Annotated in this window: 25 protein-coding genes; 23 read left to right on the plus strand and 2 right to left on the minus strand. The window is 47.7% G+C overall.

Features of this window, described 5'->3' with window-relative positions; genetic code table 11:
• Nucleotides 1-152 precede the first annotated feature (152 nt).
• Nucleotides 153-455 carry a hypothetical protein gene (locus ACTHUR_RS00955; protein ID WP_311476460.1) on the plus strand — a complete coding sequence of 101 codons (303 nt, stop codon included), beginning with the start codon at nucleotides 153-155 and terminating at the stop codon, nucleotides 453-455.
• A 55-nt stretch (nucleotides 456-510) separates the two neighbouring features.
• On the opposite strand, the gene ACTHUR_RS00960 is transcribed toward ACTHUR_RS00955, so the two are convergent.
• A complete protein-coding gene (locus tag ACTHUR_RS00960; protein ID WP_311476462.1) occupies nucleotides 511-1,017 on the minus strand; it encodes a hypothetical protein in 507 nt (168 codons plus the stop codon).
• Between the two features lie 256 nt (nucleotides 1,018-1,273).
• Here ACTHUR_RS00960 and hisS point away from each other — a divergent pair, with 256 nt between their 5' ends.
• From hisS to ACTHUR_RS01065, 21 genes are all read left to right on the plus strand, one after another.
• Entirely contained in the window at nucleotides 1,274-2,569 is a 1,296-nt protein-coding gene (gene hisS / locus ACTHUR_RS00965) for a histidine--tRNA ligase (protein ID WP_107858089.1), read from the plus strand.
• Nucleotides 2,570-3,199 (plus strand): YfgM family protein, encoded by a 630-nt coding sequence (locus ACTHUR_RS00970; RefSeq protein ID WP_049322720.1) that lies wholly within the window; start codon nucleotides 2,570-2,572, stop codon nucleotides 3,197-3,199. It abuts the gene before it with no gap.
• Between the two features lie 141 nt (nucleotides 3,200-3,340).
• Nucleotides 3,341-4,798 (plus strand): ribosome biogenesis GTPase Der, encoded by a 1,458-nt coding sequence (gene der / locus ACTHUR_RS00975; RefSeq protein ID WP_440361137.1) that lies wholly within the window; start codon nucleotides 3,341-3,343, stop codon nucleotides 4,796-4,798.
• A 298-nt stretch (nucleotides 4,799-5,096) separates the two neighbouring features.
• Nucleotides 5,097-5,393 (plus strand): RNA chaperone Hfq, encoded by a 297-nt coding sequence (gene hfq / locus ACTHUR_RS00980; protein ID WP_036493792.1) that lies wholly within the window; start codon nucleotides 5,097-5,099, stop codon nucleotides 5,391-5,393.
• Nucleotides 5,394-5,471: 78 nt separating this feature from the next.
• Nucleotides 5,472-6,041, plus strand: coding sequence for a tRNA (mnm(5)s(2)U34)-methyltransferase (locus ACTHUR_RS00985; protein ID WP_070695351.1), 570 nt, complete (start codon nucleotides 5,472-5,474; stop codon nucleotides 6,039-6,041).
• Between the two features lie 55 nt (nucleotides 6,042-6,096).
• Entirely contained in the window at nucleotides 6,097-6,471 is a 375-nt protein-coding gene (locus tag ACTHUR_RS00990) for a SirB2 family protein (RefSeq protein ID WP_003681989.1), read from the plus strand.
• A 15-nt stretch (nucleotides 6,472-6,486) separates the two neighbouring features.
• Nucleotides 6,487-6,975 (plus strand): 2-amino-4-hydroxy-6-hydroxymethyldihydropteridine diphosphokinase, encoded by a 489-nt coding sequence (folK, locus tag ACTHUR_RS00995; RefSeq protein WP_150540520.1) that lies wholly within the window; start codon nucleotides 6,487-6,489, stop codon nucleotides 6,973-6,975.
• Between the two features lie 97 nt (nucleotides 6,976-7,072).
• Complete coding sequence (locus ACTHUR_RS01000; protein WP_049331360.1) at nucleotides 7,073-7,708, plus strand: deoxynucleoside kinase; 636 nt, start codon at nucleotides 7,073-7,075, stop codon at nucleotides 7,706-7,708.
• A gap of 36 nt (nucleotides 7,709-7,744) precedes the next feature.
• Nucleotides 7,745-8,188 (plus strand): peroxiredoxin, encoded by a 444-nt coding sequence (locus ACTHUR_RS01005; protein ID WP_003683206.1) that lies wholly within the window; start codon nucleotides 7,745-7,747, stop codon nucleotides 8,186-8,188.
• 77 nt (nucleotides 8,189-8,265) lie between these two features.
• Nucleotides 8,266-9,144, plus strand: coding sequence for a site-specific tyrosine recombinase XerD (xerD, locus tag ACTHUR_RS01010; protein ID WP_053091030.1), 879 nt, complete (start codon nucleotides 8,266-8,268; stop codon nucleotides 9,142-9,144).
• A 227-nt stretch (nucleotides 9,145-9,371) separates the two neighbouring features.
• On the plus strand, nucleotides 9,372-9,572 hold the full coding sequence (locus tag ACTHUR_RS01015) for a (2Fe-2S)-binding protein (protein ID WP_003681978.1): 201 nt from the start codon (nucleotides 9,372-9,374) through the stop codon (nucleotides 9,570-9,572).
• Between the two features lie 130 nt (nucleotides 9,573-9,702).
• Nucleotides 9,703-9,936 (plus strand): glutaredoxin family protein, encoded by a 234-nt coding sequence (locus ACTHUR_RS01020; RefSeq protein WP_049331356.1) that lies wholly within the window; start codon nucleotides 9,703-9,705, stop codon nucleotides 9,934-9,936.
• Nucleotides 9,937-10,005: 69 nt separating this feature from the next.
• Nucleotides 10,006-10,614 (plus strand): SMC-Scp complex subunit ScpB, encoded by a 609-nt coding sequence (gene scpB / locus ACTHUR_RS01025; RefSeq protein ID WP_150540519.1) that lies wholly within the window; start codon nucleotides 10,006-10,008, stop codon nucleotides 10,612-10,614.
• 250 nt (nucleotides 10,615-10,864) lie between these two features.
• Nucleotides 10,865-12,880, plus strand: a complete 2,016-nt coding sequence (locus ACTHUR_RS01030) for a BCCT family transporter (protein WP_039861995.1) — start codon at nucleotides 10,865-10,867, stop codon at nucleotides 12,878-12,880.
• Nucleotides 12,881-13,079: 199 nt separating this feature from the next.
• Nucleotides 13,080-14,741, plus strand: coding sequence for a DNA repair protein RecN (gene recN / locus ACTHUR_RS01035; protein WP_070695356.1), 1,662 nt, complete (start codon nucleotides 13,080-13,082; stop codon nucleotides 14,739-14,741).
• A 115-nt stretch (nucleotides 14,742-14,856) separates the two neighbouring features.
• Nucleotides 14,857-15,813, plus strand: coding sequence for a glutathione synthase (gene gshB / locus ACTHUR_RS01040; RefSeq protein ID WP_039862001.1), 957 nt, complete (start codon nucleotides 14,857-14,859; stop codon nucleotides 15,811-15,813).
• A gap of 68 nt (nucleotides 15,814-15,881) precedes the next feature.
• Nucleotides 15,882-16,265: a diacylglycerol kinase gene (locus ACTHUR_RS01045; protein WP_070695357.1), complete on the plus strand. Its 384-nt coding sequence runs from the start codon at nucleotides 15,882-15,884 to the stop codon at nucleotides 16,263-16,265.
• 131 nt (nucleotides 16,266-16,396) lie between these two features.
• Nucleotides 16,397-16,873 carry a copper chaperone PCu(A)C gene (locus ACTHUR_RS01050; protein ID WP_004519448.1) on the plus strand — a complete coding sequence of 159 codons (477 nt, stop codon included), beginning with the start codon at nucleotides 16,397-16,399 and terminating at the stop codon, nucleotides 16,871-16,873.
• Nucleotides 16,874-16,999: 126 nt separating this feature from the next.
• Complete coding sequence (gene mnmA / locus ACTHUR_RS01055; RefSeq protein ID WP_004519449.1) at nucleotides 17,000-18,103, plus strand: tRNA 2-thiouridine(34) synthase MnmA; 1,104 nt, start codon at nucleotides 17,000-17,002, stop codon at nucleotides 18,101-18,103.
• Nucleotides 18,104-18,196: 93 nt separating this feature from the next.
• Complete coding sequence (locus tag ACTHUR_RS01060) at nucleotides 18,197-19,852, plus strand: AMP-binding protein (RefSeq protein ID WP_004519450.1); 1,656 nt, start codon at nucleotides 18,197-18,199, stop codon at nucleotides 19,850-19,852.
• Between the two features lie 124 nt (nucleotides 19,853-19,976).
• A complete protein-coding gene (locus ACTHUR_RS01065) occupies nucleotides 19,977-21,611 on the plus strand; it encodes a CTP synthase (RefSeq protein WP_004519451.1) in 1,635 nt (544 codons plus the stop codon).
• 63 nt (nucleotides 21,612-21,674) lie between these two features.
• Here the strand turns inward: ACTHUR_RS01065 and ACTHUR_RS01070 are convergent, their stop codons facing one another.
• Nucleotides 21,675-22,421: a carbonic anhydrase gene (locus tag ACTHUR_RS01070; protein WP_004519452.1), complete on the minus strand. Its 747-nt coding sequence runs from the start codon at nucleotides 22,419-22,421 to the stop codon at nucleotides 21,675-21,677.
• 388 nt (nucleotides 22,422-22,809) lie between these two features.
• Here ACTHUR_RS01070 and ACTHUR_RS01075 point away from each other — a divergent pair, with 388 nt between their 5' ends.
• Nucleotides 22,810-23,925, plus strand: a complete 1,116-nt coding sequence (locus tag ACTHUR_RS01075) for a porin (RefSeq protein WP_004519454.1) — start codon at nucleotides 22,810-22,812, stop codon at nucleotides 23,923-23,925.
• Nucleotides 23,926-23,927 lie beyond the last annotated feature (2 nt).

Here is a 23,927-nt window from a genome sequence, read left to right on the forward strand (position 1 = left end):
ATAAGTTTCTAATAATAGATATGTATTGATGCAGGTTTTGTGTTTAAATAGATTCTTCAAACGAGCAGAGAAACTGGTTTTGTTTGAACTTGCTTTTATGGCATGAATTAAAGAAATGATAAAGAAGCAATATTTGAGAAAAGGAGAATATTATGCAGAGAAAAATCAGCATAATCATCATGTTATCCGCATTTTCCGTATCCGCTATGGCGGGAGGGGAAGTTCGGCTTGGTAAGAATAATGCATACGATAATGAGTATGAACTTGTGGTAGAGCATGAAGTAAATGAAGAAGTTTCACAATTAAATCAAGACGAGTATGCCGCACATCCAATACGCAACGATAGCGGCGTCATGCAGTCAGGGAAAGCTGCTTCAGGCAGACAAGCCGTTTCCCAATACGGAAAACCTAATTTGCCGCCTGTCCGCTTAAATCCGCATCCTTCACGACCTTGATTTCAAAATCAAAGGGCTGATCCATTTGTTTGGACAGCCCTTTTGTTTTGTCGGCTCACTCACATTTTTGTTTGCGCAAAACAAGTTTGTAATCAGTTTTGATGCTGGTTTGATCGCCAATCATCTTAAAATCATCTATCAAACAACGGTTTTCTGTACATTTCAACATGAAATCTGCACCGACCCTATGGCCGTCAAATTGTTTAAATGTTGCCCGGACGGTATGGGGAGAAGTGACCTTGACTTGCAAGGTTTTATGGAAGTTGTCAGGATGATCCTGACCAAAGCCCAAGTAGTAATGTATCGGCATGTCACACCCCATCTCCATATCGGGTTGCTTGCGGATATTAGTGTCAAATTTATTGAATTGTCGGATGATTTTTTGTAGTTCAGGCGTGGTAATACGATTGTGTTCAGAGCCTAAATCCACTTTGGTCAGATAAACCTTTTTGACTAAATCTATTTTTGCTTGATTATTTGCGGCGTTATTTGCAGCCATCGCTTGGGAAGATAGGCTGGTAGTCAACAAGCCGATAACAAAAAGAGAGCGCAGTGTTTTCATGATGTGCATAGGGATGAGATGAAAAGAATCCAAGTATAACGACATTGAATCTATATTGAATATATTTTTAAGAAATTTAAGTTGAAAGGCAGGGGAAGGATGGGAACCATTGAATATGATTCTGTAATCTGCTTACAGGCCGTCTGAATGCGAAAACCGATTTTCAGACGGCCTTTTGATTTGTTCCCAAACTCACAAACCCTTAAAAATCAGCTATAATGCCCAACTATTTGGTTTTCGCTTATCCCATATTGAAATGGCACAAAAAATTCAATCTGTAAAAGGCATGAACGACCTTTTACCTGTCGAACAAAAAGATTTCAAACTGACGGCTGCGTTTTGGCAGGCGTTTGAAGATACGGTTAGCCGTTGGACACGCGCTTACGGCTATCAGCAAATCCGTACGCCGATTGTCGAGCAAACCGGTTTGTTTGTCCGCTCCATCGGCGAGGAAACCGATGTGGTCGGCAAGGAAATGTACACCTTCTCCGATTCAAACGATTCTTTGAGTTTGAGCTTGCGTCCTGAAGGTACGGCTTCCTGTCTGCGTGCGGTGGTCGAACACAACCTTCTGTACAACAGCCCGCAAAAGCTGTGGTATATGGGGCCGATGTTCCGCCGCGAGCGTCCGCAAAAAGGCCGTTATCGTCAGTTCCATCAGGTCGGTATCGAGGCTTTGGGTTTTGAAGGGCCGGATATTGATGCGGAAATCATCGCGATGTCTGCTGACTTATGGGAAAAATTGGGTATTCGCGAATACCTGACTTTGGAAATCAACAGCTTGGGCAACCGTGAGGAACGCGCGGCACACCGTGCGGCATTGGTTGAATATTTGACCCGCTATGAAGCACAACTGGATGAAGACAGCAAACGCCGTCTGAAAACCAATCCTTTGCGTGTTTTGGATACGAAAAACCCTGATTTGCAGGAAATCTGCAATGCGGCACCGCGTTTGGTGGATTACTTGGGCGAGGCTTCGCAAAACCACTATGCACGCTTCAAGGCGATGTTGGACGGTTTGGGGATTCAATATGTTGAAAATCCGCGCTTGGTACGCGGTTTGGATTATTACAATCAGACGGTTTTTGAGTGGACGACCGACAAACTCGGCGCGCAGGCGACTGTGTGCGGCGGCGGCCGTTACGATGGTTTGATTGAAGAACTTGGCGGTAAGCCTGCGCCGTCTATCGGCTTTGCGATGGGTATTGAGCGCCTGTTGCTTTTGGTGAGTGAATACGGCTCTCTGGAAGTGAACGCTGCGCCTGATGTCTATGCAATGCACCAAGGCGAAGGTGCGGACTTGCAGGTGATGAAATACGCGCAAGCCTTGCGCGCACAAGGTTTCAATGTGATGCAGCATTCCGGCTATCAAAGCCTGAAAGCGCAAATGAAAAAAGCAGACAACAGTGGCGCACGCTTTGCCCTGATTGTGGCTCAGGATGAGCTGGCAAACGGTACGGTTACCCTGAAAGATATGCAGGGCAAACACGAACAGAAAACCGTTGCCGCCGCTGATTTGACAGACACTTTACAACAATGGAAGAACGCATAAATGGCAGCCCATTTGGAAGAACAACAAGAGTTAGACAACTTTAAATATTTTTGGAAACGCACCGGCCGTTGGATCTTTGCCTTGCTGATTGTGGCGGCTTTGGGGTATTTGGGTTACACCATTTACCAAGGCCAAAAAGCTTCAAAAGATCAGGAAGCCGCCGCCGTATTGGCGCAAATGGTGGAAAAGGCGCAGCAAAAAACCGACCCCAAAGCCATCAACGCCGATTTGGCTGAATTGCAAAAAAACTATCCTGATTCTATTTCGACAGCCCAAGCTACGTTGATGGTAGCGGCGACCGAGTTTGATGCCGGCCGTTATGATGTGGCGGAAGGTCATTTGAATTGGGTGCTGAAAAACCAAAACGCACCGCTGGTTCAAGCTTTGGCAGCCCAGCGTTTGGGCGTTGTCCTGTTGCAGCAGAAAAAATACGATGCCGCCATCAATGCCCTGAATACTCAGGTTGAGGCTGATTTCGAGCCTTTGATGCTGGAAACCAAAGGCGATGTTTACGTTGCCCAAAATAAAACCAAAGAAGCCGTACAAAGTTACGAAGCTGCTTTGAGCAAATTGCCGCAAACCGCAGTAGGCCGCGAATTGCTGCAAATGAAAATCGACAGCTTGAAATAAGTTTGTTTGAAATCAAGGCCGTCTGAAGTTGCCATGACTTTTCAGACGGCCTACACTTATCCTTATCAACCGTGTTTTTAAAACACCTGCTTGTGTTCCGCTCCCGTTTTTAGGCGGCACTTGACACAGAAAGACTCCATCATGAAACCCACCATCGCGCTTGTCGGCCGCCCCAATGTCGGCAAATCTACTTTATTCAACCGTTTGACGCGTACCAAAGACGCGCTCGTGCATGACTTGCCCGGCCTGACGCGTGACCGCCATTACGGTCATGGCAAAGTCGGCAGCAAACCTTATTTGGTCATCGATACCGGCGGTTTTGAGCCGATTGTGGACAGCGGCATTTTGCACGAAATGGCAAAACAAACCTTGCAGGCTGTCGATGAAGCCGATGCGGTTGTGTTTTTGGTGGACGGCCGTACCGGCTTGACCCCGCAAGACAAAATCATTGCCGACCGTTTGCGCCAAAGCCCACATCCTGTTTATTTGGCCGTGAATAAGGGCGAGGGCGGCAATAGGGCCGTGCTTGCCGCCGAGTTCTACGAACTTGCCCTGGGCGACCCTTATGTTATTTCAGGTGCGCACGGCGATGGCGTGTATTATCTGATTGAAGATATTTTGGAAACCTTCCCCGAGCCTGAAAAGGAAGAGGAAGAAGCGAAACATCCTGTTTTTGCTGTAATCGGCCGTCCAAATGTCGGTAAATCAACCTTGGTAAACGCCATCCTCGGTGAAGAACGCGTGATTGCCTTCGATATGGCAGGCACGACGCGCGACAGTATCCATATCGATTTTGAACGCGAAGGCAAGCCGTTTACCATCATCGATACCGCAGGTGTGCGCCGTCGTGGCAAAGTGGATGAAGCGGTGGAAAAGTTCTCTGTTATCAAAGCTATGCAGGCGGTTGAAGCGGCAAACGTTGCTGTTTTGGTGTTGGATGCGCAACAAGATATCGCCGACCAAGATGCGACGATTGCAGGTTTTGCTTTGGAAGCAGGCCGTGCTTTGGTGGTGGCGGTCAATAAATGGGACGGCATCAGCGAAGAGCGTCGCGAGCAAGTGAAACGCGATATCAACCGCAAACTGTATTTCCTTGATTTTGCTAAGTTCCACTTTATTTCTGCATTGAAAGAGCGCGGTATAGACGGTTTGTTTGAAAGCATTCAGGCTGCCTACAACGCGGCAATGATTAAGATGCCGACGCCGAAAATCACGCGCGTATTGCAAAGCGCTATCGAGCGTCAACAGCCGCCGCGCGCAGGATTGGTGCGTCCGAAAATGCGTTATGCCCACCAGGGCGGCATGAATCCGCCGGTGATTGTGGTACACGGCAATTCGCTGTACGCCATTTCTGACAGCTATACGCGCTATTTGACCCAAACGTTCCGTAAAGCCTTCAATCTGCAAGGTACGCCGCTCAGAATTCAATACAATGTTTCGGAAAACCCGTATGAAAATGCGGAAGACAAACCGAAGAAAAAACCGCTGCGCCGTGTCAGCCTGAGCAACCGTATTGAGAAACGCGAAGGCCGCAAGGAAGAGAAAAACCGCTTCAAGAAGAAAACCAAAGTCAGTGTGAAAAAACAATTCAGCAAATAAGCATAAAGGCTGTCTGAATAATTTCAGACGGCCTTTTTATAATGAAAAACAGCTCATTAGAGCTTCATGGCATATTTTCGATAGGGTTTGCCGAATTTAGAAAAAACATCTAATTTGGATTTGGGATTGTTGTGAATATGGAAATGAAACAGTCGGTTTGACGGGAAGTTCCCTTATTACTGGATTTCTAAACGGTGTGATAGAAAAAAATAGTTGGTAATTTATCCTATTCGGGGCTACAATCCCATCTAACGCCGATTTTGGCGTCTTTACAATCATAATAATGGAGCTCAAGAATATGACAGCTAAAGGACAAATGTTACAAGATCCTTTTTTGAATGCGTTGCGTAAAGAGCACGTTCCGGTTTCGATCTACTTGGTAAACGGCATCAAGCTGCAAGGTCAAGTGGAATCATTCGACCAGTACGTTGTTCTGCTGCGTAATACTTCCGTCACTCAAATGGTTTACAAACACGCTATCTCAACAATCGTTCCTGCACGCGCAGTCAGCCTGCAACACGAAAACAAACAACCTCAAGCCGCTGCCGCAGCTGCTCCGGTTCAAGTTGAGACTGTGCAACAACCTGCCGAATAAATGATGTAACGCATTCCTGTTTTTCAATACCTTACCGCTTTTGCGGTAGGGTATTTTTATTTTCAGACGACCTTTATCATGCTGCTTGAGAACATTCTTCCCTTTGCCCACTCCCTGTTACAGCAAGCCTTAAAAGCAGGCGGCCGCGCTTTGGATGCGACGGCCGGAAACGGGCATGATACTTTGCTGTTGGCGCAGTCGGTTGGAGAGACTGGTAGGGTGTGGGCGTTTGATGTGCAATCCAAAGCACTGGAGCAGACTCAAGGCCGTCTGAAAGAAAACGGCGTAGATGGTCGGGTAGCCCTGATACATGACGGCCATGAAAACCTTTCGTCTTATATCGACGAGCCTTTAGATGCCGCAGTATTTAATTTCGGTTGGCTGCCGCGTGGCGATAAAAATTGTACAACTGAGGCGGCAAGCAGTATCCGTGCGCTGACGGATACTTTGGGTTTGCTGAAAGAGGGCGGGCTTGCCGTAGCGGTATTGTATCCGGGGCATGAAGCCGGCCGAATAGAGGCTGAAGCGATTGTGCAATGGGCGGAAACTTTGCCGCAGGAAGCCTTTGCCGTGTTACGCTATGGCTTTGTCAACCGCCGTAATGCGCCTCCCTATCTGCTGGCGATTGAAAAGTTGCGTCAGAAATAGATGTTTGCGGTAAAATAGCTGCTTTGTTTTTCAACCCTTAACATAAGAAACTGCCATGCAATATCTGTTTGTAAAATACAGCCATCAGATTTTCGTTGCCATTACCATCCTGTTGTTCAACATACGTTTTTTCCTGCTCTGGCGTCATCCTGAGAAGCCATTGGCTGGTATTTGGAAAGCCATGCCGCATTTGAACGACACCATGTTGCTGTTTACCGGCTTGTGGCTGATGAAGATTACCCATTTTTCGCCGTTCAATGCGCCGTGGCTCGGCATGAAAATCCTGCTGTTGCTGGTTTATATTGTGTTGGGCATGATTATGATGCGTTCGCGTCCGCGTTCGCCGAAATTCTATATCGTCTACGTTTTGGCCATGTCGTGTGTTGCCACGATTGTTTTCCTTGCCAAAACCAAAACGCTGCCGTTTTAAAAGAGGCCGTCTGAAATGTATCCGCATTTTGCCGTTGTCGCTTTGGGCAGCAATCTTGCCAATCCTGCCGAACAGGTTCGCGCCGCTTTGGCCGAATTGGACGCGCATCCGCATATTCGGCTCGAAAAGGCTTCTTCCCTGTATCTGACTGCGCCGGTCGGCTATGACGATCAGCCCGATTTTGTGAACGCCGTGTGTGCCGTGAAAACTTCATTGGACGGCGTGGCGCTGTTGGCAGAGTTAAATCGCATCGAGGCCGAATTTGGGCGCGAGCGTAGCTTCCGTAATGCGCCACGCACTTTGGATTTGGACATCATCGATTTTGACGGTATCCGCAGCGATGACCCGCATCTGACCTTGCCGCATCCGCGCGCGCATGAGCGCAGTTTCGTGATGTTGCCGTTGGCTGAAATTCTTCCAGATTTCGAGTTGGGCGAGCATGGCCGTGTGGCTGATTTGGCTCAGGCTTTGGGCGGGCAGGGGATTCGCCTGTTGAAAGAATAAGGGCCGTCTGAAAAACAGGCTGAAACAAGAAAGGGCGTGTTGGACACGCCTTTTTTGCTATAAAATATTGTTGGAAAACACATTACAAAGAGTTACTATGAATCCTCGTTATATTGTTGTCGAAGGCGCCATCGGTAGCGGCAAGACTGCTTTGAGCCGCCGCTTGGCAGAGCATTTCAGCGCGTTGCTGTTGTCGGAGAATCCGGATCACAATCCGTTTCTCATGAAGTTTTACAGTAATGTTTCCAATAATGGCTTGGCTGCCGAGCTTTTCTTCCTAACGCGCCGCGCTGAAAGCGTGAATATTATTGAAGACCAATGCGCGCAAGGCGGAATGGTTGTGGCTGATTTTTTGCCGGAAAAAGATCGTATTTTTACGCCCATCGTTTTGAATGATGACGAGCAGCAGCTTTTTGTCGATATGAAGCAACGCATTCTGCCGCAATACGCGGAGCCCGATGTGGTGATTTATCTGCAAACCGCCGTCGAAAACAACCGCAAACGTCTGCAAAAACGTCACGAAGGCATTATCAGTTTGTTCCCCGAAGGCTATTTGGGACGGGTGCATGACGAATACAGCCATTTCTTCCATTTGTATCAAAGCGCGCCTTTGCTGACCGTCAATGCCGATGAGTTGGATTTGGCCGGCAATGACGACCACTTCCAGCTTTTGTTGCGCGCATTGGAAGATTTTCAAGGTACGCGCAGTTATTTGAATTTAAGCGAAAAATAAACGCAGGCTAGGTTTAGGCCGTCTGAAAGGAATAATATGTCAAAATATCAATTCACACTCCCATCTTCTTCCGGCAGCGATTTTAATTCCGCCGAACATTTGCCGTTGGTTGTCTATTTTTATCCTAAAGACAGCACGCCCGGCTGTACCACCGAAGGCTTGGATTTCAATGCCAGATTGGAACAATTCAAAGCATTGGGCTATACCGTTGTCGGCATTTCGCGCGACGGTGTCAAATCGCATCAGAATTTCTGCGCTAAACAAGGTTTCCAGTTTGAATTGTTGAGCGACAAAGAAGAAACTGTCTGCAAACTGTTTGACGTGATCAAGCTGAAAAAGCTTTACGGCAAAGAATCCCTCGGCATTGAGCGCAGCACGTTTGTGCTGGACGAAAACGGCGAAATCGCCCATGAATGGCGCAAAGTCAAAGTGGCCGGACACGCGCAAGAAGTTTTGGATACAATTTCTCAAGCCTCTTAAATAGGGCTTTGAAAACCTAAAGGCCGTCTGAACGGATGTAAAGCCATGCCGTTCAGACGGCCTTTCAATACAGTTTGATGAATATGGACGATTTAATAGACAAGCTGCTTGAATCCCTTTGGCTGCAAGACAGGCTCAGCCACAATACGCTGCAAAGTTACCGCCGTGATTTGGTCAAAGTCGCTGCGCGGTTGGCCGAGGGTGGGCAGGATTGGTTGAGTGCCGATGAATTTGCCCTGTCTGATGCCGTGTATGCGGAGGGAGAAAAAAACACGTCCCAAGCGCGGGCATTGTCGGCTTGCAAGCGTATGTACGGCTGGTTGGAGGAAACGGGCCAAAGGGCAGACAATCCCACCCGTTTTCTCAAGGCACCGAAATCGGAACGCAAACTGCCTACGCTGATTACCGAAGCCCAAATCGACGCGCTGCTGGCTGCGCCGGATGTGGAAACGCCGCACGGGCTGCGCGACAAAGCCTTGCTTGAAGTCATGTATGCAACAGGTTTGCGCGTGACCGAAGCCGTCAAATTGACGCTCAGCGATATCGATTTACATCGCGGCAGTATCCGTACCATAGGCAAGGGCGACAAATTGCGTCTGGTTCCGTTGGGGCAGGAAGCGGCGTATTGGGTGGAACGCTATTGCAACGAATCGCGCCCGTTGTTGCTAAAAAACAAGATCTGCGACGAAGTGTTTGTCAGCCAGAAACGCAGCGGCATCAGCCGTCAGCTTGCATGGATGATAGTTAAAGAATATGCCGAAGCGGCCGGTATTGCTTCGCTCAGTCCGCACGGCTTGCGCCATGCTTTTGCCACGCATTTGGTCAATCACGGCGTCGATTTGCGTTCGGTCCAGATGATGTTGGGACATTCCGACATCAACACCACGCAGATTTATACCCATGTTGCCAATATCCGTTTGAAAAACATGGTCGATGAACACCATTCCCGTTCATAAATAAAGGCGGCATCTCGAAGATGCCGCTTTTTGTTATCATGGCCGTCTGAACGGTTATAAAGTTTATTATTTATAAAATAACAATCAAAATGCAAATTTACATAGAAAAATTTCAAAACAAAAGGATGGTGCCAATATTGCAATGCAAACCGTTTTTATTTATATTTACGTTCAAGAATAAATCCTACTCTCAATTACAGAGGGTAACAAAATTATTGGAGCACATCATGTTTGTCTGCATCTGCAACGCCATTACTGACCACGACATCAAAGAGACCATCGCCGCCGGTGCAACCACCATGAGCGATTTGCAGGCTCAATTGGGCGTGGCAACTTGTTGCGGTTGCTGCGGCGAATTGGCTGCATCGTTTTTGACTGCAAGCAGTGCCCAAAATACCGTGACTGCCGGTATTAACGTTCAGTCTTAATTCAGAATACACATAAAGGCCGTCTGAAGGCGCTATCTCGCGCCTGCTCAGACGGCCTTTGTCATGCCTGTATGGTTTGGCGGCATTTTGCTATACAATGGCCGCTTTTGTCCCTCCGAGAGTAACCACCATGAAACTGACCTTGATGTTTCGGGAATATTGCAGCCTGTGCCACAAAATGCGCGAACAATTAAAGCCTTATCAGGAGCAGTTTGGATTTGGGCTGGATATTGTCGATGTTGATGAAGATCCGGTTTTAGAAGAAAAGTACAATGAGCTGGTGCCTGTTTTGCTGGATGGCGATACCGAAATCTGCCATTGGTTTTTGGACGAAGAAAAACTGAAAGCGCATTTGAGCGCGTAACAAACCATTGACCATATTGCCTTTCAGACGGCCTTCGGCTGTTTATGCCGTCTGAACCTTGATTTTATTATGACTGAAAAACTTTCTCCCGATGCGCTGATTGAAGCGGCGCTGTTGACGCAAGTCGAACCCTTAAACGAAAAAAACATGCGCGAATTGTGCGTGCCGCCGTTATCGCAAGACAAGCTAATTGACGTGTTGGCGCAACTGAAGGCACGCTGGCAGGGCAGGGCTTTACAACTGGTGCATACCCATGAGGGCTGGCGTTTTCAAATCGCCCAAGCCGCATTTGAACGACTAGGCAGCCTGCAAGAGCAGCGAGCGCCGCGTTATTCCCGTGCCGTGATGGAAACGCTGGCGATTATTGCCTATCAGCAACCGGTAACGCGTGGCGATATTGAAGGCATACGCGGCGTGGCAGTGTCGCAAAATGTCATGCAAACCTTGCAGGATAGGGGCTGGATTGAAGTCATCGGCCACCGTGATTCTGTCGGCCGTCCGGCTTTGTGGGCGACAACGGCAACTTTTTTAAGCGATTTGCGTTTGGAAAGTTTGGAAGAATTGCCGCCGCTGACTGAATTGGGTGAGCTGGTGTTGCCTGATTTGATGGAAACGCCGCCGACAGGCGATGAGGAGGCTGAAGAAGCAGTTGAATCAGGAAGCAGACTGATTAACTGATTTGAATGTAAAGGCCGTCTGAAACAATCGTGTTTCAGACGGCCTTTATTATTGTATAACATCATGATTTTAAATATAATTTTCATCTATTTTAATAACTTATTGATTTTGTGATATAATTTAAGAATTATTAGAATAAATATCTCTCATTCTGTAATAGTTTGAGAAGGCATACGGAAACGTTTCTTTCTTTATCAATCGGCAGCCCGTTTGTTCTTCAAATATGCGCTGTATCAACTACGGAACCGATATGAAATTCAAACAATTTATTCAAAACAAATCTTCTTTCAATCCAAGCGTGGTCGGTATTACGCTTTTCTTCGTCCTTTTGCTTTTGTCAGCTGCTTTGGTTTGGCCTCAAAATACTGAGGCTTTGTTAAATGCAATGAAGCAGTTTATCTTTCAAAATGTCAGTTGGTTTTACATTCTGACTTTCTCTGTATTCCTTATTTTCTTATTGGCGCTTCCCATCAGCAGCTTCGGCAGTATCAGGCTGGGTACAAACGAGGACGAACCTGAGTTTTCGTTTTTATCATGGTTGGCCATGCTGTTTGCGGCCGGCATGGGCGTGGGCTTGATGTTTTTTGGTGTGGCCGAGCCTTTATCGCATTTTTCTTCCCCGATTGCCAAAGGCAATGCGCAAGAGGCGATTCTGCATACGGTATTCCACTGGGGGATTCATGCCTGGGCAATCTACGGAATCATTGCGCTTGCCTTGGCGTATTTCGGTTTCCGCTATAAATTGCCGCTGGCGTTGCGTTCCTGCTTTTATCCGATTTTAAAAGACAAAATCAACGGCAAAATGGGCGATGCCATCGATGTGATGGCTTTGATTGCGACTTTGTTCGGTATTATCACAACCTTGGGATTTGGCGCGGCACAAATGGGTTCCGGTTTGCTGAAGATGGGCTGGGTGCAGGACAACAGCTATGTCTTGCAGGTCGGCATTATCGTTGTTGTGATGGCGATTGCCATATTTTCCGCAACTTCGGGCGTGGGCAAAGGCGTCAAAATTTTGAGTGAAACCAACTTGGTATTGGCACTGTCATTGCTGTTGTTTGTCTTGTTGAGTATGCCGACGACGTATTTGATTTTCGCATTCAGCGACAATTTGGGCACTTATTTGAGTAACTTCGTTTCGTTCAGCTTTAAGTCATATACCTACGAGCCTGAGCATACAAAATGGTTTACCGGCTGGACGGTGTTGTATTGGGCTTGGTGGTGTTCGTGGTCGCCTTTTGTCGGTTTGTTCATTGCCCGAATTTCGCGAGGCAGAACCATCCGCGAATTTATTTTTGGTGTATTGGCAGTGCCTAGCCTGATGAGTATTTTGTGGTTTACCGTATTTGGCAATTCAGCCTTGTGGCTGGACACGCATGTGGCAAACGGCGCCTTGTCTGCCTTGACCAACGAGCCTGAAAAATTGTTGTTTGCCTTTTTGAATTATTTGCCGTGGCCGGTTGTCAGCAGCTTGGTAGCATTGCTGGTGATTTCGCTGTTTTTTATCACTTCTGCCGACTCGGGCATTTATGTGCTGAACAATATTGCTTCGCGCGATAAAGGGCTGGCTTCGCCTAAGTGGCAATCGGTTATGTGGGGCGTGTTGATTTCTGCTGTGGCCATTGTGTTACTGGGTGCCGGCGGTTTGCCCATCTTGCAAACCATGACCCTGATTGCGTCTCTGCCGTTTGCGGTGTTGATGATTTTTATGATGGTTTCTTTGTGGAAAGCTCTGAACAACGATGCCAACTATTTTGCAACCGCCGTCAATCCGAGCAGTATTTTCTGGTCGGGCGATCATTGGAGGGAACGCCTTGGTCAAATGATGAATCAGACGCAGGAAGTCGATATCATCAAATTTATGAAAAATACGGCGCTTCCGGCAATGCAGGAATTGAAAAACGAATTGACCGAAAAATACAATATGGACGTAGAAATCCGTTGCCTGTTGCAACAGGATGAGCCGTCGGTGGAGCTGGTGGTGCATAAAGGGACGGTAAGGGATTTTGTCTATGGGATTAAATCCGTAAAGCGGGAAATTACCGACCAGTTGATTCGTGAAGACAGCCTGCCTCATTTCAAATATGCAGCAACGTTTATACCGTTGACGTATTTTTCGGATGGGCGCGATGGATACGATGTGCAATATATGACGCAAAAAGAATTGATTGCCGATATGCTCAAACAGTATGAGCGTTATCTGAACCTGCTTGCCGGAGTAGGGCAGGAATTGATGGGGCATGAACAAGTAGAACTGGCAGAGTAAAATAAATTTAGGCCGTCTGAACATGTAGCAATATTCAGACGGCCTTTTTATTGCCCGCTTAAAAAATAATTTGTTTAAAATAAATATCTTAGATAAATCATAAGAAAAATCTGATTTAAACTATAAAAAACCTTAGTTATAATCAACTTATCTAAAGCTATTCCGCATGAGTGCGGGTGATTTACTAAGGAATACTGCAATGCTGTTGGCACTTTCTTTGCGTGATTTTGTCATTGTTGAAAACCTGAATCTTGATTTTCAAAACGGCTTTACCGTATTGACGGGCGAGACCGGCGCAGGCAAATCGATTACTCTGGATGCGATTGGCCTGTTGTTGGGCGATAAAGCCGATTACAGCCAAGTGCGCAGCGGCGCCAAAGAAGCGCAGTTGTCGGCTTTGTTCGACATCAGTGGTTTGCCTGAATTGAAAGCGCAGCTACAGGAGCAAGGTCTTTTGGAAGAAGATGCTGAAGAGCTCAGCATCCGCCGTATTATCGATGCTAAGGGTAAAAGCCGCAGTTATATCAATAATCAGGCAGCAACATTGGCGCAACTGAAAGCCATCGGCGAGCAGTTAATCGATATTCACGGACAAAATGCCCATCATTCGTTGAATCAAGAGTCTGCGCAACGCGAGTTGTTGGACGCATTTGCCGGCAGCAAAGAGCAGGCTGAAACGGTCAAACAGCTTTATCAAAATTGGGTCAATGCGAAAAAGGCACTGCAAGAAGCACAAGAGCAGGCAGAAACCATGGCTATCGAACGCGAGCGTTTGGAATGGCAGTTTAATGAATTGAACCAATTGGAGCTTAAACCCAACGAATGGGAAACCTTAAGCCAAAGCCACGACAGTCTAGCGCATTCGGCCGAGTTGCTGCAAACCGCCGAGCAGGTGGGCGACAGCATAGACGGAGATAACGGCATCCAACGTCAAATCTACCAATGTCAAAAACTGTTGGGCAATCTGCAAAACATTGAGCCGCGCTTTGCCGAGAGCCTGAATATGTTGGCAAGTATTGAAGCAGAATTGGGTGAAATCAGTGCTAATATGCGCGATGTGGCCGGTCGCAGCGATATCGATCCTAATGAATTGGCCGCACAAGAAAGTCGCATGGGCGAATTGATGAGCATGGCGCGCAAATACCGTATTGAGCCGGAAGAGTTGCCGCAAAAGTTGGCAGAAATCGATGAGCGCCTGCAAAACCTGCACGCGGCTGCCGATTTGGAAGCCTTGGAAAATACAGTCGCACGCAATCTTGCCGAATACCACGAAGCCGCACATATCCTCTCCGCCATGCGCCATCAGGCAGCCAGCCGTTTGGGCGAAGAAACAACCGAGCATATGCAACATTTGGCCATGAAAGGCGCACGTTTTGACATCGTCTTGTTGCCGTCTTCACCGACTGCACATGGTCTAGAGCAGGTGCAATTCCAAGTGGCGGCAAATAAAGGCAATCCGTCCCGTCCTTTGAATAAAGTGGCTTCCGGCGGTGAATTGGCGCGTATCAGCTTGGCTTTGCAAGTGGTTGCCAGCCAATACACGCAAGTGCCGACATTGATTTTTGACGAAGTGGATACCGGTATTGGTGGCGGCGTTGCTGAAATGGTCGGTAAAGCTTTGCGTGCCTTAGGTAAAAAACATCAAGTCTTAGCGGTAACCCATCTTCCTCAAGTCGCCTCTTGCGGTGAAAACCATTGGCAGGTCCGCAAGCATAGCGAAGGGGAGCAAACCGTCAGCGAAATCAGTGTTTTGAACCATCATCAGCGCATTGAGGAAATCGCGCGTATGCTGGGTGGCGAAATCATTACCGATACCACACGCAGCCATGCTGCCGAACTCTTGCATTTGGCAGCCGCCTAAAAGCCTCAAGGCCGTCTGAAAATAGGATTCAGACGGCCTTTTCTATATTTTGCCACCCTTTCAGGCGGGCCGAATACAAGGTATGATTATATCGTCTGTTTACAAGGAAATTTTGATGAAAGTCCTGTTTATCGCCGATCCGATGGCAAGTTTTAAAACCTATAAAGACACTACTTACGCCATGATGCGTGAAATGGCAAAGCGCGGTTGGCAGCTTTTTCATACCTTGAGCGGAGAATTGTCCGTCCGTGAAGGCTTGGTAGTGGCTCAGGTGGCGGCATTTGAGTTTGTCGGCGCGAAAAACGATGACGATCACGAATGGTTTAAATCAGAGGCAAAAGTTCAGACGGCCTTGAAAGATTTCGATGCGGTCATTATGCGCACTGATCCGCCGTTTGATATGCAATATCTGTACGCGACCCAGTTTTTGACGTTGGCACAGCAGCAGGGTACAAAAGTATTTAACAGCGGGCAGGCAATGCGCGATTTCAATGAAAAATTGGCTATTTTGAACTTCAGCCAGTTTACCGCGCCGACTTTGGTTACCACACGTTCCGCCGATGTCCGTGCCTTTTTGAAAGAACACGGCGACATCATTATCAAACCTTTGGACGGTATGGGCGGTATGGGCATTTTCCGCCTAACCGAATCCGACCCCAATATCGGCAGTATTTTGGAAACCCTGATGCAGCTTGATTCACGTACCATCATGGCGCAACGTTATATTCCTGAAATCGTACATGGCGACAAGCGCATTCTGATTATTGGTGGAGAGGTTGTTCCGTATGCTTTGGCGCGTATTCCGCAAAACGGAGAAACGCGCGGCAACTTGGCTGCCGGCGGCCGCGGCGTGGCACAGGAATTGAGCGAGCGCGACCGTGAGATCGCAGAAACCCTTGCGCCTGAATTGAAGCGTCGCGGTATTTTGCTTGCCGGTTTGGATGTCATCGGCAACAACCTGACCGAAGTCAATGTAACCAGCCCGACCGGCTTCCAAGAAATCATGAAGCAAAAAGATTTCAACGTTGCCGCTATGTTTGCAGATGCCGTAGCATCTTGGGCAAAACAATAAACCCAAAGGCCGTCTGAAAATTGACCCGACCGTTTCTTTTCAGACGGCCTTTTTATGTTGAGAATATGATGGAACCATCTTCCTACGCATCTGAAAAAAAAGGTAAAAACGGCATTAAGCGCATTATCAATGCGTTTGGCTATTCCAAAGACGGACTGGCTGCCGCGTACCGTTATGAAAGCGCATTTCGCCAAGTTTTTTGGTTGAACCTGATTTTAATTGTCTTGGCCTTATTCCTTGATTTCGGGCCGGCCATCAAAATGGTGCTTGTTGTCGCATCGTTTATTTCATTGATTACCGAATTGTTTAATACCGCCGTCGAAGCAGCCGTTGACCATACCTCTACTGAAAAACACGAGCTGGCCAAGCGTGCCAAAGATGCCGGCTCGGCCGCGCAATTGATGGCTTTGTTCATGTTATTTATTGTTTGGATTATTGCATTAACTGCTTAAAAATGTGGTAATATGGTAATTCGTTAGGATTAGATAGTATTAATTAATCTATATCAAAGTTTTCAGACGGCCTTTGGTTGTAAGATGAAGGCTGTATATCCCAGCCATTTGGCAAACACAAGGAGCAAAACATGAAAAAATTAATGGCAACCCTGATTCTGGCAGGCTTGGCAACTTCCGTATCTGCAGCCGGTATCCATATCGAAGACGGTTGGGCGCGTGCTACTGTCGAAGGTATGAAAATGGGTGGCGCATTCATGAAAATCCAAAACGATGAAGCCAAACAAGACTTCTTGGTAGGCGGCAGCAGCCCTGTTGCAGAACGCGTTGAAGTACATACCCATATTAACGACAACGGCGTTATGCGTATGCGCGAAGTTAAAGGCGGCGTGCCTTTAGCTGCAAAAGGCGTAACCGAGCTGAAACCGGGCAGTTACCACGTTATGTTCATGGGTCTGAAAAAACAATTGAAAGAAGGCGAAAAAGTGCCTGTAACCCTGAAATTCAAAAACGCCAAACCTCAAACTGTCGAGCTGGAAGTGAAAACCGCGCCTAAAGCCGAAATGCAGCACGATCACGGCGCACACGGTGGCGCACATCAGCACTAATTGCTTGAATTTGCATATAAAGGCCGTCTGAAAGTCATTGGGCTTGCAGACGGCCTTTTCTGTCGTCAAATCAAAATGTGCTAAAATCACGCTTTAAAAAATGTATTTAAAACCCACATTCCGCTCATGAATACTCACAACACACCAGCAAACATCATCGTCGGCCTCTCCGGCGGCGTCGATTCATCCGTTACCGCGGCCCTGCTCAAACAGCAAGGCCATCAAATCAGCGGCGTGTTCATGCAGAACTGGGAAGATGACGACAACGACGAATATTGCAGCATCAAACAAGATTCCTTTGATGCCATTGCCGTTGCCGATATCATCGGCATCGACATCGACATCGTCAATTTTGCCGCGCAATATAAAGACAACGTATTTGCCTATTTTCTCAAAGAATACAGCGCAGGCCGCACGCCAAACCCGGATATCTTGTGCAATGCCGAAATTAAATTCAAATGCTTTTTGGACTATGCCATAGAGCAGGGCGCCGATACCATTGCCACCGGACACTATGCCCGCAAAGAAGTTCGAAACGGCGTGCATTACCTGCTCAAAGGCTTGGATCAAAATAAAGACCAAAGCTATTTCCTATATCGTCTCAAGCCTTTCCAACTCGAGCGCTCGATTTTCCCATTGGGTGAGTTGGAGAAGCCTGAAGTCCGCCGTCTTGCCGAAGAATTCAAATTACCGACTGCAACCAAAAAAGACAGTACCGGCATCTGCTTTATCGGCGAACGCCCGTTCCGCGAGTTTTTGCAAAAATACCTGCCGACCAATAATGGCAAAATGGTGACCCCTGAAGGCAAAGTAGTCGGCGAACACGTCGGCTTGATGTTTTACACGCTGGGCCAACGCAAAGGCTTGGGCATCGGCGGCGCAGGCGAGCCGTGGTTTGTTGCGGCCAAGGATTTGACCAAAAACGAACTGATTGTCGTCCAAGGCCATGACCATCCTTTGCTTTATACGCAAAGCCTGGTTATGAACGATTTGAGCTTCACATTGCCAGAACGCCCGAAAGAAGGCCGCTATACCTGCAAAACGCGCTACCGTATGGCCGACGCGCCTTGTACGTTGCGTTATTTAGATGATGAAACCATCGAGCTTGTTTTTGACGAGCCGCAGTGGGCAGTAACCCCAGGCCAATCTGCGGTACTGTATGACGGCGATGTGTGCTTGGGCGGCGGTATCATCATGTCCACCGACAAGCCTGTCATTATTACAGCTTAATAAAAGGGCCGTCTGAAAACGAAGCGGCAGATTGAATAAAGCCTTTCAGACGGCCTCGATTTCAAAAAACGACTAAATAAAAGACTGATCAATATGGAAAAACTCTGGCTCAAAAGCTACGAACAAGGCGTAAACCCTGAAATCGATATCTCTCAATACAGCTCCATCAGCGATGTATTCCGTCAAAGTGTCGAGAAATTCGCAGATAAACCTGCTTTTCAAAATATGGGCAAAACACTGACTTATGCCGAAGTGGGCAAGTTGGCGACCGATTTTGCGTCTTACCTGCAAAACGTATTGAAACTACCGCGCGGTGAGCGTGTGGCAATTATGATGCCGAACGTTTTGCAATATCCGATTGCGCTTTTCGGTATTTTGCAGGCAGGTTTGGTGGCAGTGAATACCAATCCGCTTTATACGCCGCGCGAGTTGGAGCATCAGTTGAAAGACAGCGGTGCGACCACGATTGTCGTGTTGGAGAACTTTGCCAATACGCTGGAGCTGGTGTTGCCGCGTACGCAAATCAAACATGTGATTGTCGCGTCGGTCGGCGAGATGTTCGGCATGATTAAGGGCGCGTTGCTGAACTTTGTCATCCGCAAAGTGAAAAAAATGGTGCCGGAATACCGCATTCCAAATACCATCACTTTTCAGACGGCCTTGAAGCAAGGTGCAGCAAATACGTTCAAACCAGTCGAGTTGACACGTGACGATACTGCCTTGCTGCAATATACAGGCGGCACGACCGGTTTGGCAAAAGGTGCCGTCCTCAGTCATGGCAATATCTGCGCCAATATGTTGCAGGCAAAAGAATGGATTAAAAACAGCCTGCACGAAGGCAAAGAAACGGTTATTGCCGCGTTGCCGCTTTATCATATCTTTGCCTTGACGGTAAACCTGATGATCTTTGCGAATACCGGTTCTAAAATCATCCTGATTACCAACCCTCGCGATATGAAGGGGTTTATCGGCGAATTGAAAAAAGAGCCGATTAGCGTGTTCATCGGTGTGAATACCTTGTTTAATGCGATGGTCAACCGTCCGGATTTCGCCGAAGTCGATTTTTCCCGTTTGAAGCTGACTTTGGGCGGCGGTATGGCAACGCAAAAAGCCGTTGCGGAAAAATGGAAAAAAATCACCGGTACGCCGATTGTGGAAGCTTACGGTTTGACCGAAGCCAGCCCGGGTGTGTGTTGCAATCCTTTGAATATCGAGGCTTACAGCGGCGGTATCGGTTTGCCGGTTCCTTCGACCGAAGTCGAATTACGCGATGCGGACGGCAAAGAAGTGCCTATCGGACAGCCGGGCGAATTGTGGGTACGCGGTCCGCAAGTGATGAAAGGCTATTGGAACCGTCCTGAAGAAACCGCCAAAGCAATCGATGCACGCGGCTTTTTAGAGACCGGCGACATTGCCGTGATGGATGAAAAAGGCTGGCTGAAGCTGGTGGACCGCAAAAAAGATTTGATTGTGGTATCCGGTTTCAATGTATATCCGAACGAAATCGAAGAAGTGGTGGCCAGCAACGACAAAGTCTTGGAAGTCGCCTGTATCGGCGTGGCAAGCGAGAAAACCGGTGAAGCGATTAAGGTCTTCGTCGTACGCAAAGACCCGTCTTTGACCAAGGAAGAACTGATCGATTTCTGCCGCAAAGAACTGACGGCGTATAAAGTGCCGAAAGACATCGAATTCCGCGACGAGTTGCCAAAATCCAACGTTGGCAAAATCCTGCGCCGCGAGCTGCGCTGATATATAGAATCAGTATGATAAGGCCGTCTGAAAACGCTGTTTTCAGACGGCCTGAAGCTTTTGCCGTTTGCCAGAATATGCTGCTTCAAGTTAAAATCACACATTCCAACATGGGTATCACATCATGACTAAATTCATTTTCGTAACCGGCGGCGTTGTATCTTCTTTGGGTAAAGGTATCGCCGCCGCTTCTATTGCTACTATTCTCGAGTCGCGTGGCTTGAACGTGACCATGCTTAAGCTTGACCCGTATATCAACGTTGACCCGGGTACCATGAGCCCGTTTCAACACGGCGAAGTATTTGTGACCGATGACGGCGCGGAAACTGACCTCGACCTTGGTCACTATGAGCGTTTCATCAACGCCACCATGACCCGCCGCAACAGCTTCAGTACCGGCCAAGTCTATGAAAACGTGATTGCCAAAGAGCGTCGCGGCGACTATTTGGGCGGTACCGTACAAGTGATTCCGCACATTACTGATGAAATTAAACGCCGTATCCATGAAGGCGCGGCTGGTTATGATGTGGCGATTGTTGAAATCGGCGGTACAGTCGGCGATATCGAATCGTTGCCTTTCTTGGAAGCCATCCGTCAAATGCGCAGCCAGCTCGGCCGTAATAATACATTGTTTGCCCACCTGAGCTATGTTCCCTACATTGCCGCCGCCGGCGAAATCAAAACCAAACCGACCCAGCATACCGTTAAAGAAATGTTGAGCATCGGTTTACAACCGGACATCCTGATCTGCCGTATGGACAGAGAAATGCCTGCGGACGAGCGCCGTAAGATTGCTTTGTTCTGTAACGTTGAAGAACGCGCCATCGTGGGCAGCTACGATGTGGACAGCATTTACGAATGCCCTGAAATGCTGCACAACCAAGGCATCGATAGCATCATTACCGAGCAGCTTCAACTGAATGTCAAACAAGCCGATTTGACCGAATGGAAGAAAATCGTTCACGCGATTCAAAATCCGAAACATACCGTCAAAATCGCGATGGTCGGCAAATACGTTGATTTGACCGAGTCCTACAAATCATTGATCGAAGCACTGAAACACGCCGGTATTCACACTGAAACCGACGTACAAATTACCTTTGTCGACAGCGAAAGCATTGAGAAGGGCAATGGCGACGTTTCCATGCTCAAAGACATGGACGCGATTTTGGTGCCGGGCGGCTTCGGTTCACGCGGCGTGGAAGGCAAAATTGCCGCCGTACGCTATGCGCGTGAAAACAACGTACCATACTTGGGCATCTGCTTGGGCATGCAAATTGCCCTGATCGAATACGCCCGCGATGTTGCAGGCTTGAAAGGTGCGAACTCTACCGAGTTTGACTTGAAATGCGCTGCGCCTGTCGTTGCCCTGATTGACGAATGGCAAACTGCAGACGGTAGCGTAGAAACCCGTGACGAATCTGCCGATTTGGGCGGTACCATGCGTTTGGGTGCGCAAGAAGTTGACCTCAAACCGGGCAGCCTTGCCGCAAAAATCTACGGTAGCGAACATATCCGCGAACGTCATCGCCACCGCTACGAGGTCAACAACAACTATGTGCCTCAGTTGGAAAAAGCTGGTTTGGTCATCGGCGGCGTATCCGCAGGCCGTGAGCGTTTGGTTGAAACCATCGAATTGCCAAATCATCCTTGGTTCTTCGCGTGTCAGTTCCATCCGGAATTTACTTCCAATCCGCGCAAAGGCCATCCTTTATTCAGCGCGTTTGTGAAAGCCGCGTTGGGTAACAAAAAAGCCTGATTGATGTGATTGAAAAAGCACCCGTTATCCGGGTGCTTTTTTCTTTTCAGACGGCCTTAGAAGTTATTTGTCTTCATTGACTTCGCGGTCGTTCAAAGGTTGTACGGGACGGTTGTTTTCGCCACCGATAATGTCGCGCATGGCTTTAAACTGCGCCGCATCTGCCTGAACCGGAGTTTTTAAGACAACCCAAGTCACGTTTTCGCTGCAAGGCGGCGTTGTCAGCGAGCCTTTCAGCTGAAATGACTTGCTATCTTTAGGCAGCAGGGCTTGGATATTCAAGTTTTTCAAATCTACGGATTCGCCTGCTTTCAGTTTTTTGGCAATGAGTGCGGACAAGGCAGGGTTGTTTTTGCCCGGTTTAAATACAGAGCCGATGACCGCCAAAGTACCGTCTTCGGCTTGATGGACGAAATGCGCTTCCATCGGGAAATGTTTGCCTTTGAAAGTATGTTCGCTCGGCGTATGGAAGTGGAATTGTTTTAAGGTATAGGTTTTACCGTTAATCACGATGGTTTGTGCCTTGCCTTGCGGCGTGGCTTGAAGGGTATGGCCGTTATTTTCTACTTTGTAGTCGGCGACGTTGTAACGGTATGCCAGTTGTTTGCCTTTTACTGCTTTTGTTGCGGAGAAGTCCACAGGAGATTGCTGTTTGCCTGTTTTGCAGACAGCAAAGTCTTCACTTAAATCGCCCCAGTGTGCAGCATCGTTTTCACCTGTGTAAGACCAATGTGCATGATGGGTTTCGGCGGATACCGTTGCAGTAGAGACAGCCATTAGCAAAGATAAAAAGAGATGTTTGTTCAACATAAGGGCTCCTGTTTATTTATATTAGGTAAAAGAAAAAATTTATACCAAATAAATTATTGATATAAAAAAACTTCTTCATAAGAAGAAAGTTAATGATAGTGGCAATTTGGGAATGTTGGGTTGATATATGGCAAACATTTATCAAGCAATCATTTTTGATTAAATGATTGCAATAAGAGGGATGATTGTCCTTGCAGTGACTTTGAATGGGAGAGGCCGTCTGAAATTTCTTTCAGACGGCCTGTTTTATTTGAAAATGTTGTAAAAAGTCTAAACTCTAATAAATAAAAGTGCTTATCAAGATGAAAGTAGTTGTTTGTAGCGTTGGAAAACATTAATATTGCTAAACGTGTTTTCACGAGATTTTAACTTTGTTTTGGAGAGAATAATGAAAAAATCGATTATCGCTTTGGTTATTGCCGGTTTGCCGCTGGCTGCATCTGCAGAAGTGATTCTGTATGGTCAAATCAAAAGTAGCGTGACCGTCGGTCAAGTAAAAATCAAAGGTGATGCAGGTTCTGAAACCAGCTCTACCGCAACCAGCATCAATGACAATACCTCCCGCATCGGTTTCAAAGGCAGCGAGAACTTGGGCGGCGATTTGAAAGCCATTTGGCAGGTAGAACAAAAAACGGCCATTACCGGCGGTTCCCAAGGTTTTGCCACTCGGGACTCCTTCATCGGCCTGCAAGGTAACTTCGGTAAGATTCGCGCCGGTAAACTCAGCAATATGCTGAATGAAATGGACACCATCGATCCATGGATGTACAAAACCAATGCCGCAGGCTTGGGCATCTTTACCCGTACCGGCAACCGCAACGCCGCTGTACGCTACGACAGCCCGGATTTCGGCGGATTCAAATTCAACGTGTCTTACGCACCGCGCGACAACCGCAATCCTTCAGATAAATACACGCATACCCAAGCGGCCAAAGACCAATACACCGGCGGCGTGAGTTTCTCTAAAAACGGCTTTACCGCCAATGCGGCTTACGGCCACTACAACGGCGCGTACACCGACAAATCAAGCAAAGCCAAAGCGGCGCAAATCGCCAAAGTCGAAACTTATTACGATAAAGACAATCTCTTTGTCGGCGGCGGCGTACAATATGCCAAAGGCCATGAGACAGCCAACAAATATTTAGGCTATTTCACCGATGATTTTAATCAGTACAAGGGTAGTGACATCACTACCGACACAGGCAAAGAGGAAGCCGTGAAAGTAGTTGATGCAGCGGTAACTGTCGGCTACAAATTCGGCAACGTGACCCCACGCATTACTTACGCACACGGCTGGCCTGCCAAGGGCGTGAACAGTGGCGAGAAATTGGTGGATAAATTCGACCAAGTCGTTATCGGCGGCCAATACACCTTCAGCAAACGCACCGGCATCAATGCTCAACTGGCGTATCTGAAAGTCGGCAACAAAACCCGTCTGACTGCGGCCAACAAAGGCGGCGTTGAACAAAAAGCCGCTTCTGTGGGCCTGTATCACAAATTCTAAAC

The sequence above is a fragment of the Neisseria sp. P0021.S007 genome, from assembly GCF_051956855.1.

What these genes read in the sequence shown, in the direction of transcription:
- ACTHUR_RS00955 (WP_311476460.1), top strand. Translation starts at nt 153, where the DNA reads ATGCAGAGAAAAATCAGCATAATCATCATGTTATCCGCATTTTCCGTA.
- ACTHUR_RS00960 (WP_311476462.1), bottom strand. Translation starts at nt 1,017, where the DNA reads ATGAAAACACTGCGCTCTCTTTTTGTTATCGGCTTGTTGACTACCAGC.
- hisS (WP_107858089.1), top strand. Translation starts at nt 1,274, where the DNA reads ATGGCACAAAAAATTCAATCTGTAAAAGGCATGAACGACCTTTTACCT.
- ACTHUR_RS00970 (WP_049322720.1), top strand. Translation starts at nt 2,570, where the DNA reads ATGGCAGCCCATTTGGAAGAACAACAAGAGTTAGACAACTTTAAATAT.
- der (WP_440361137.1), top strand. Translation starts at nt 3,341, where the DNA reads ATGAAACCCACCATCGCGCTTGTCGGCCGCCCCAATGTCGGCAAATCT.
- hfq (WP_036493792.1), top strand. Translation starts at nt 5,097, where the DNA reads ATGACAGCTAAAGGACAAATGTTACAAGATCCTTTTTTGAATGCGTTG.
- ACTHUR_RS00985 (WP_070695351.1), top strand. Translation starts at nt 5,472, where the DNA reads ATGCTGCTTGAGAACATTCTTCCCTTTGCCCACTCCCTGTTACAGCAA.
- ACTHUR_RS00990 (WP_003681989.1), top strand. Translation starts at nt 6,097, where the DNA reads ATGCAATATCTGTTTGTAAAATACAGCCATCAGATTTTCGTTGCCATT.
- folK (WP_150540520.1), top strand. Translation starts at nt 6,487, where the DNA reads ATGTATCCGCATTTTGCCGTTGTCGCTTTGGGCAGCAATCTTGCCAAT.
- ACTHUR_RS01000 (WP_049331360.1), top strand. Translation starts at nt 7,073, where the DNA reads ATGAATCCTCGTTATATTGTTGTCGAAGGCGCCATCGGTAGCGGCAAG.
- ACTHUR_RS01005 (WP_003683206.1), top strand. Translation starts at nt 7,745, where the DNA reads ATGTCAAAATATCAATTCACACTCCCATCTTCTTCCGGCAGCGATTTT.
- xerD (WP_053091030.1), top strand. Translation starts at nt 8,266, where the DNA reads ATGAATATGGACGATTTAATAGACAAGCTGCTTGAATCCCTTTGGCTG.
- ACTHUR_RS01015 (WP_003681978.1), top strand. Translation starts at nt 9,372, where the DNA reads ATGTTTGTCTGCATCTGCAACGCCATTACTGACCACGACATCAAAGAG.
- ACTHUR_RS01020 (WP_049331356.1), top strand. Translation starts at nt 9,703, where the DNA reads ATGAAACTGACCTTGATGTTTCGGGAATATTGCAGCCTGTGCCACAAA.
- scpB (WP_150540519.1), top strand. Translation starts at nt 10,006, where the DNA reads ATGACTGAAAAACTTTCTCCCGATGCGCTGATTGAAGCGGCGCTGTTG.
- ACTHUR_RS01030 (WP_039861995.1), top strand. Translation starts at nt 10,865, where the DNA reads ATGAAATTCAAACAATTTATTCAAAACAAATCTTCTTTCAATCCAAGC.
- recN (WP_070695356.1), top strand. Translation starts at nt 13,080, where the DNA reads ATGCTGTTGGCACTTTCTTTGCGTGATTTTGTCATTGTTGAAAACCTG.
- gshB (WP_039862001.1), top strand. Translation starts at nt 14,857, where the DNA reads ATGAAAGTCCTGTTTATCGCCGATCCGATGGCAAGTTTTAAAACCTAT.
- ACTHUR_RS01045 (WP_070695357.1), top strand. Translation starts at nt 15,882, where the DNA reads ATGGAACCATCTTCCTACGCATCTGAAAAAAAAGGTAAAAACGGCATT.
- ACTHUR_RS01050 (WP_004519448.1), top strand. Translation starts at nt 16,397, where the DNA reads ATGAAAAAATTAATGGCAACCCTGATTCTGGCAGGCTTGGCAACTTCC.
- mnmA (WP_004519449.1), top strand. Translation starts at nt 17,000, where the DNA reads ATGAATACTCACAACACACCAGCAAACATCATCGTCGGCCTCTCCGGC.
- ACTHUR_RS01060 (WP_004519450.1), top strand. Translation starts at nt 18,197, where the DNA reads ATGGAAAAACTCTGGCTCAAAAGCTACGAACAAGGCGTAAACCCTGAA.
- ACTHUR_RS01065 (WP_004519451.1), top strand. Translation starts at nt 19,977, where the DNA reads ATGACTAAATTCATTTTCGTAACCGGCGGCGTTGTATCTTCTTTGGGT.
- ACTHUR_RS01070 (WP_004519452.1), bottom strand. Translation starts at nt 22,421, where the DNA reads ATGTTGAACAAACATCTCTTTTTATCTTTGCTAATGGCTGTCTCTACT.
- ACTHUR_RS01075 (WP_004519454.1), top strand. Translation starts at nt 22,810, where the DNA reads ATGAAAAAATCGATTATCGCTTTGGTTATTGCCGGTTTGCCGCTGGCT.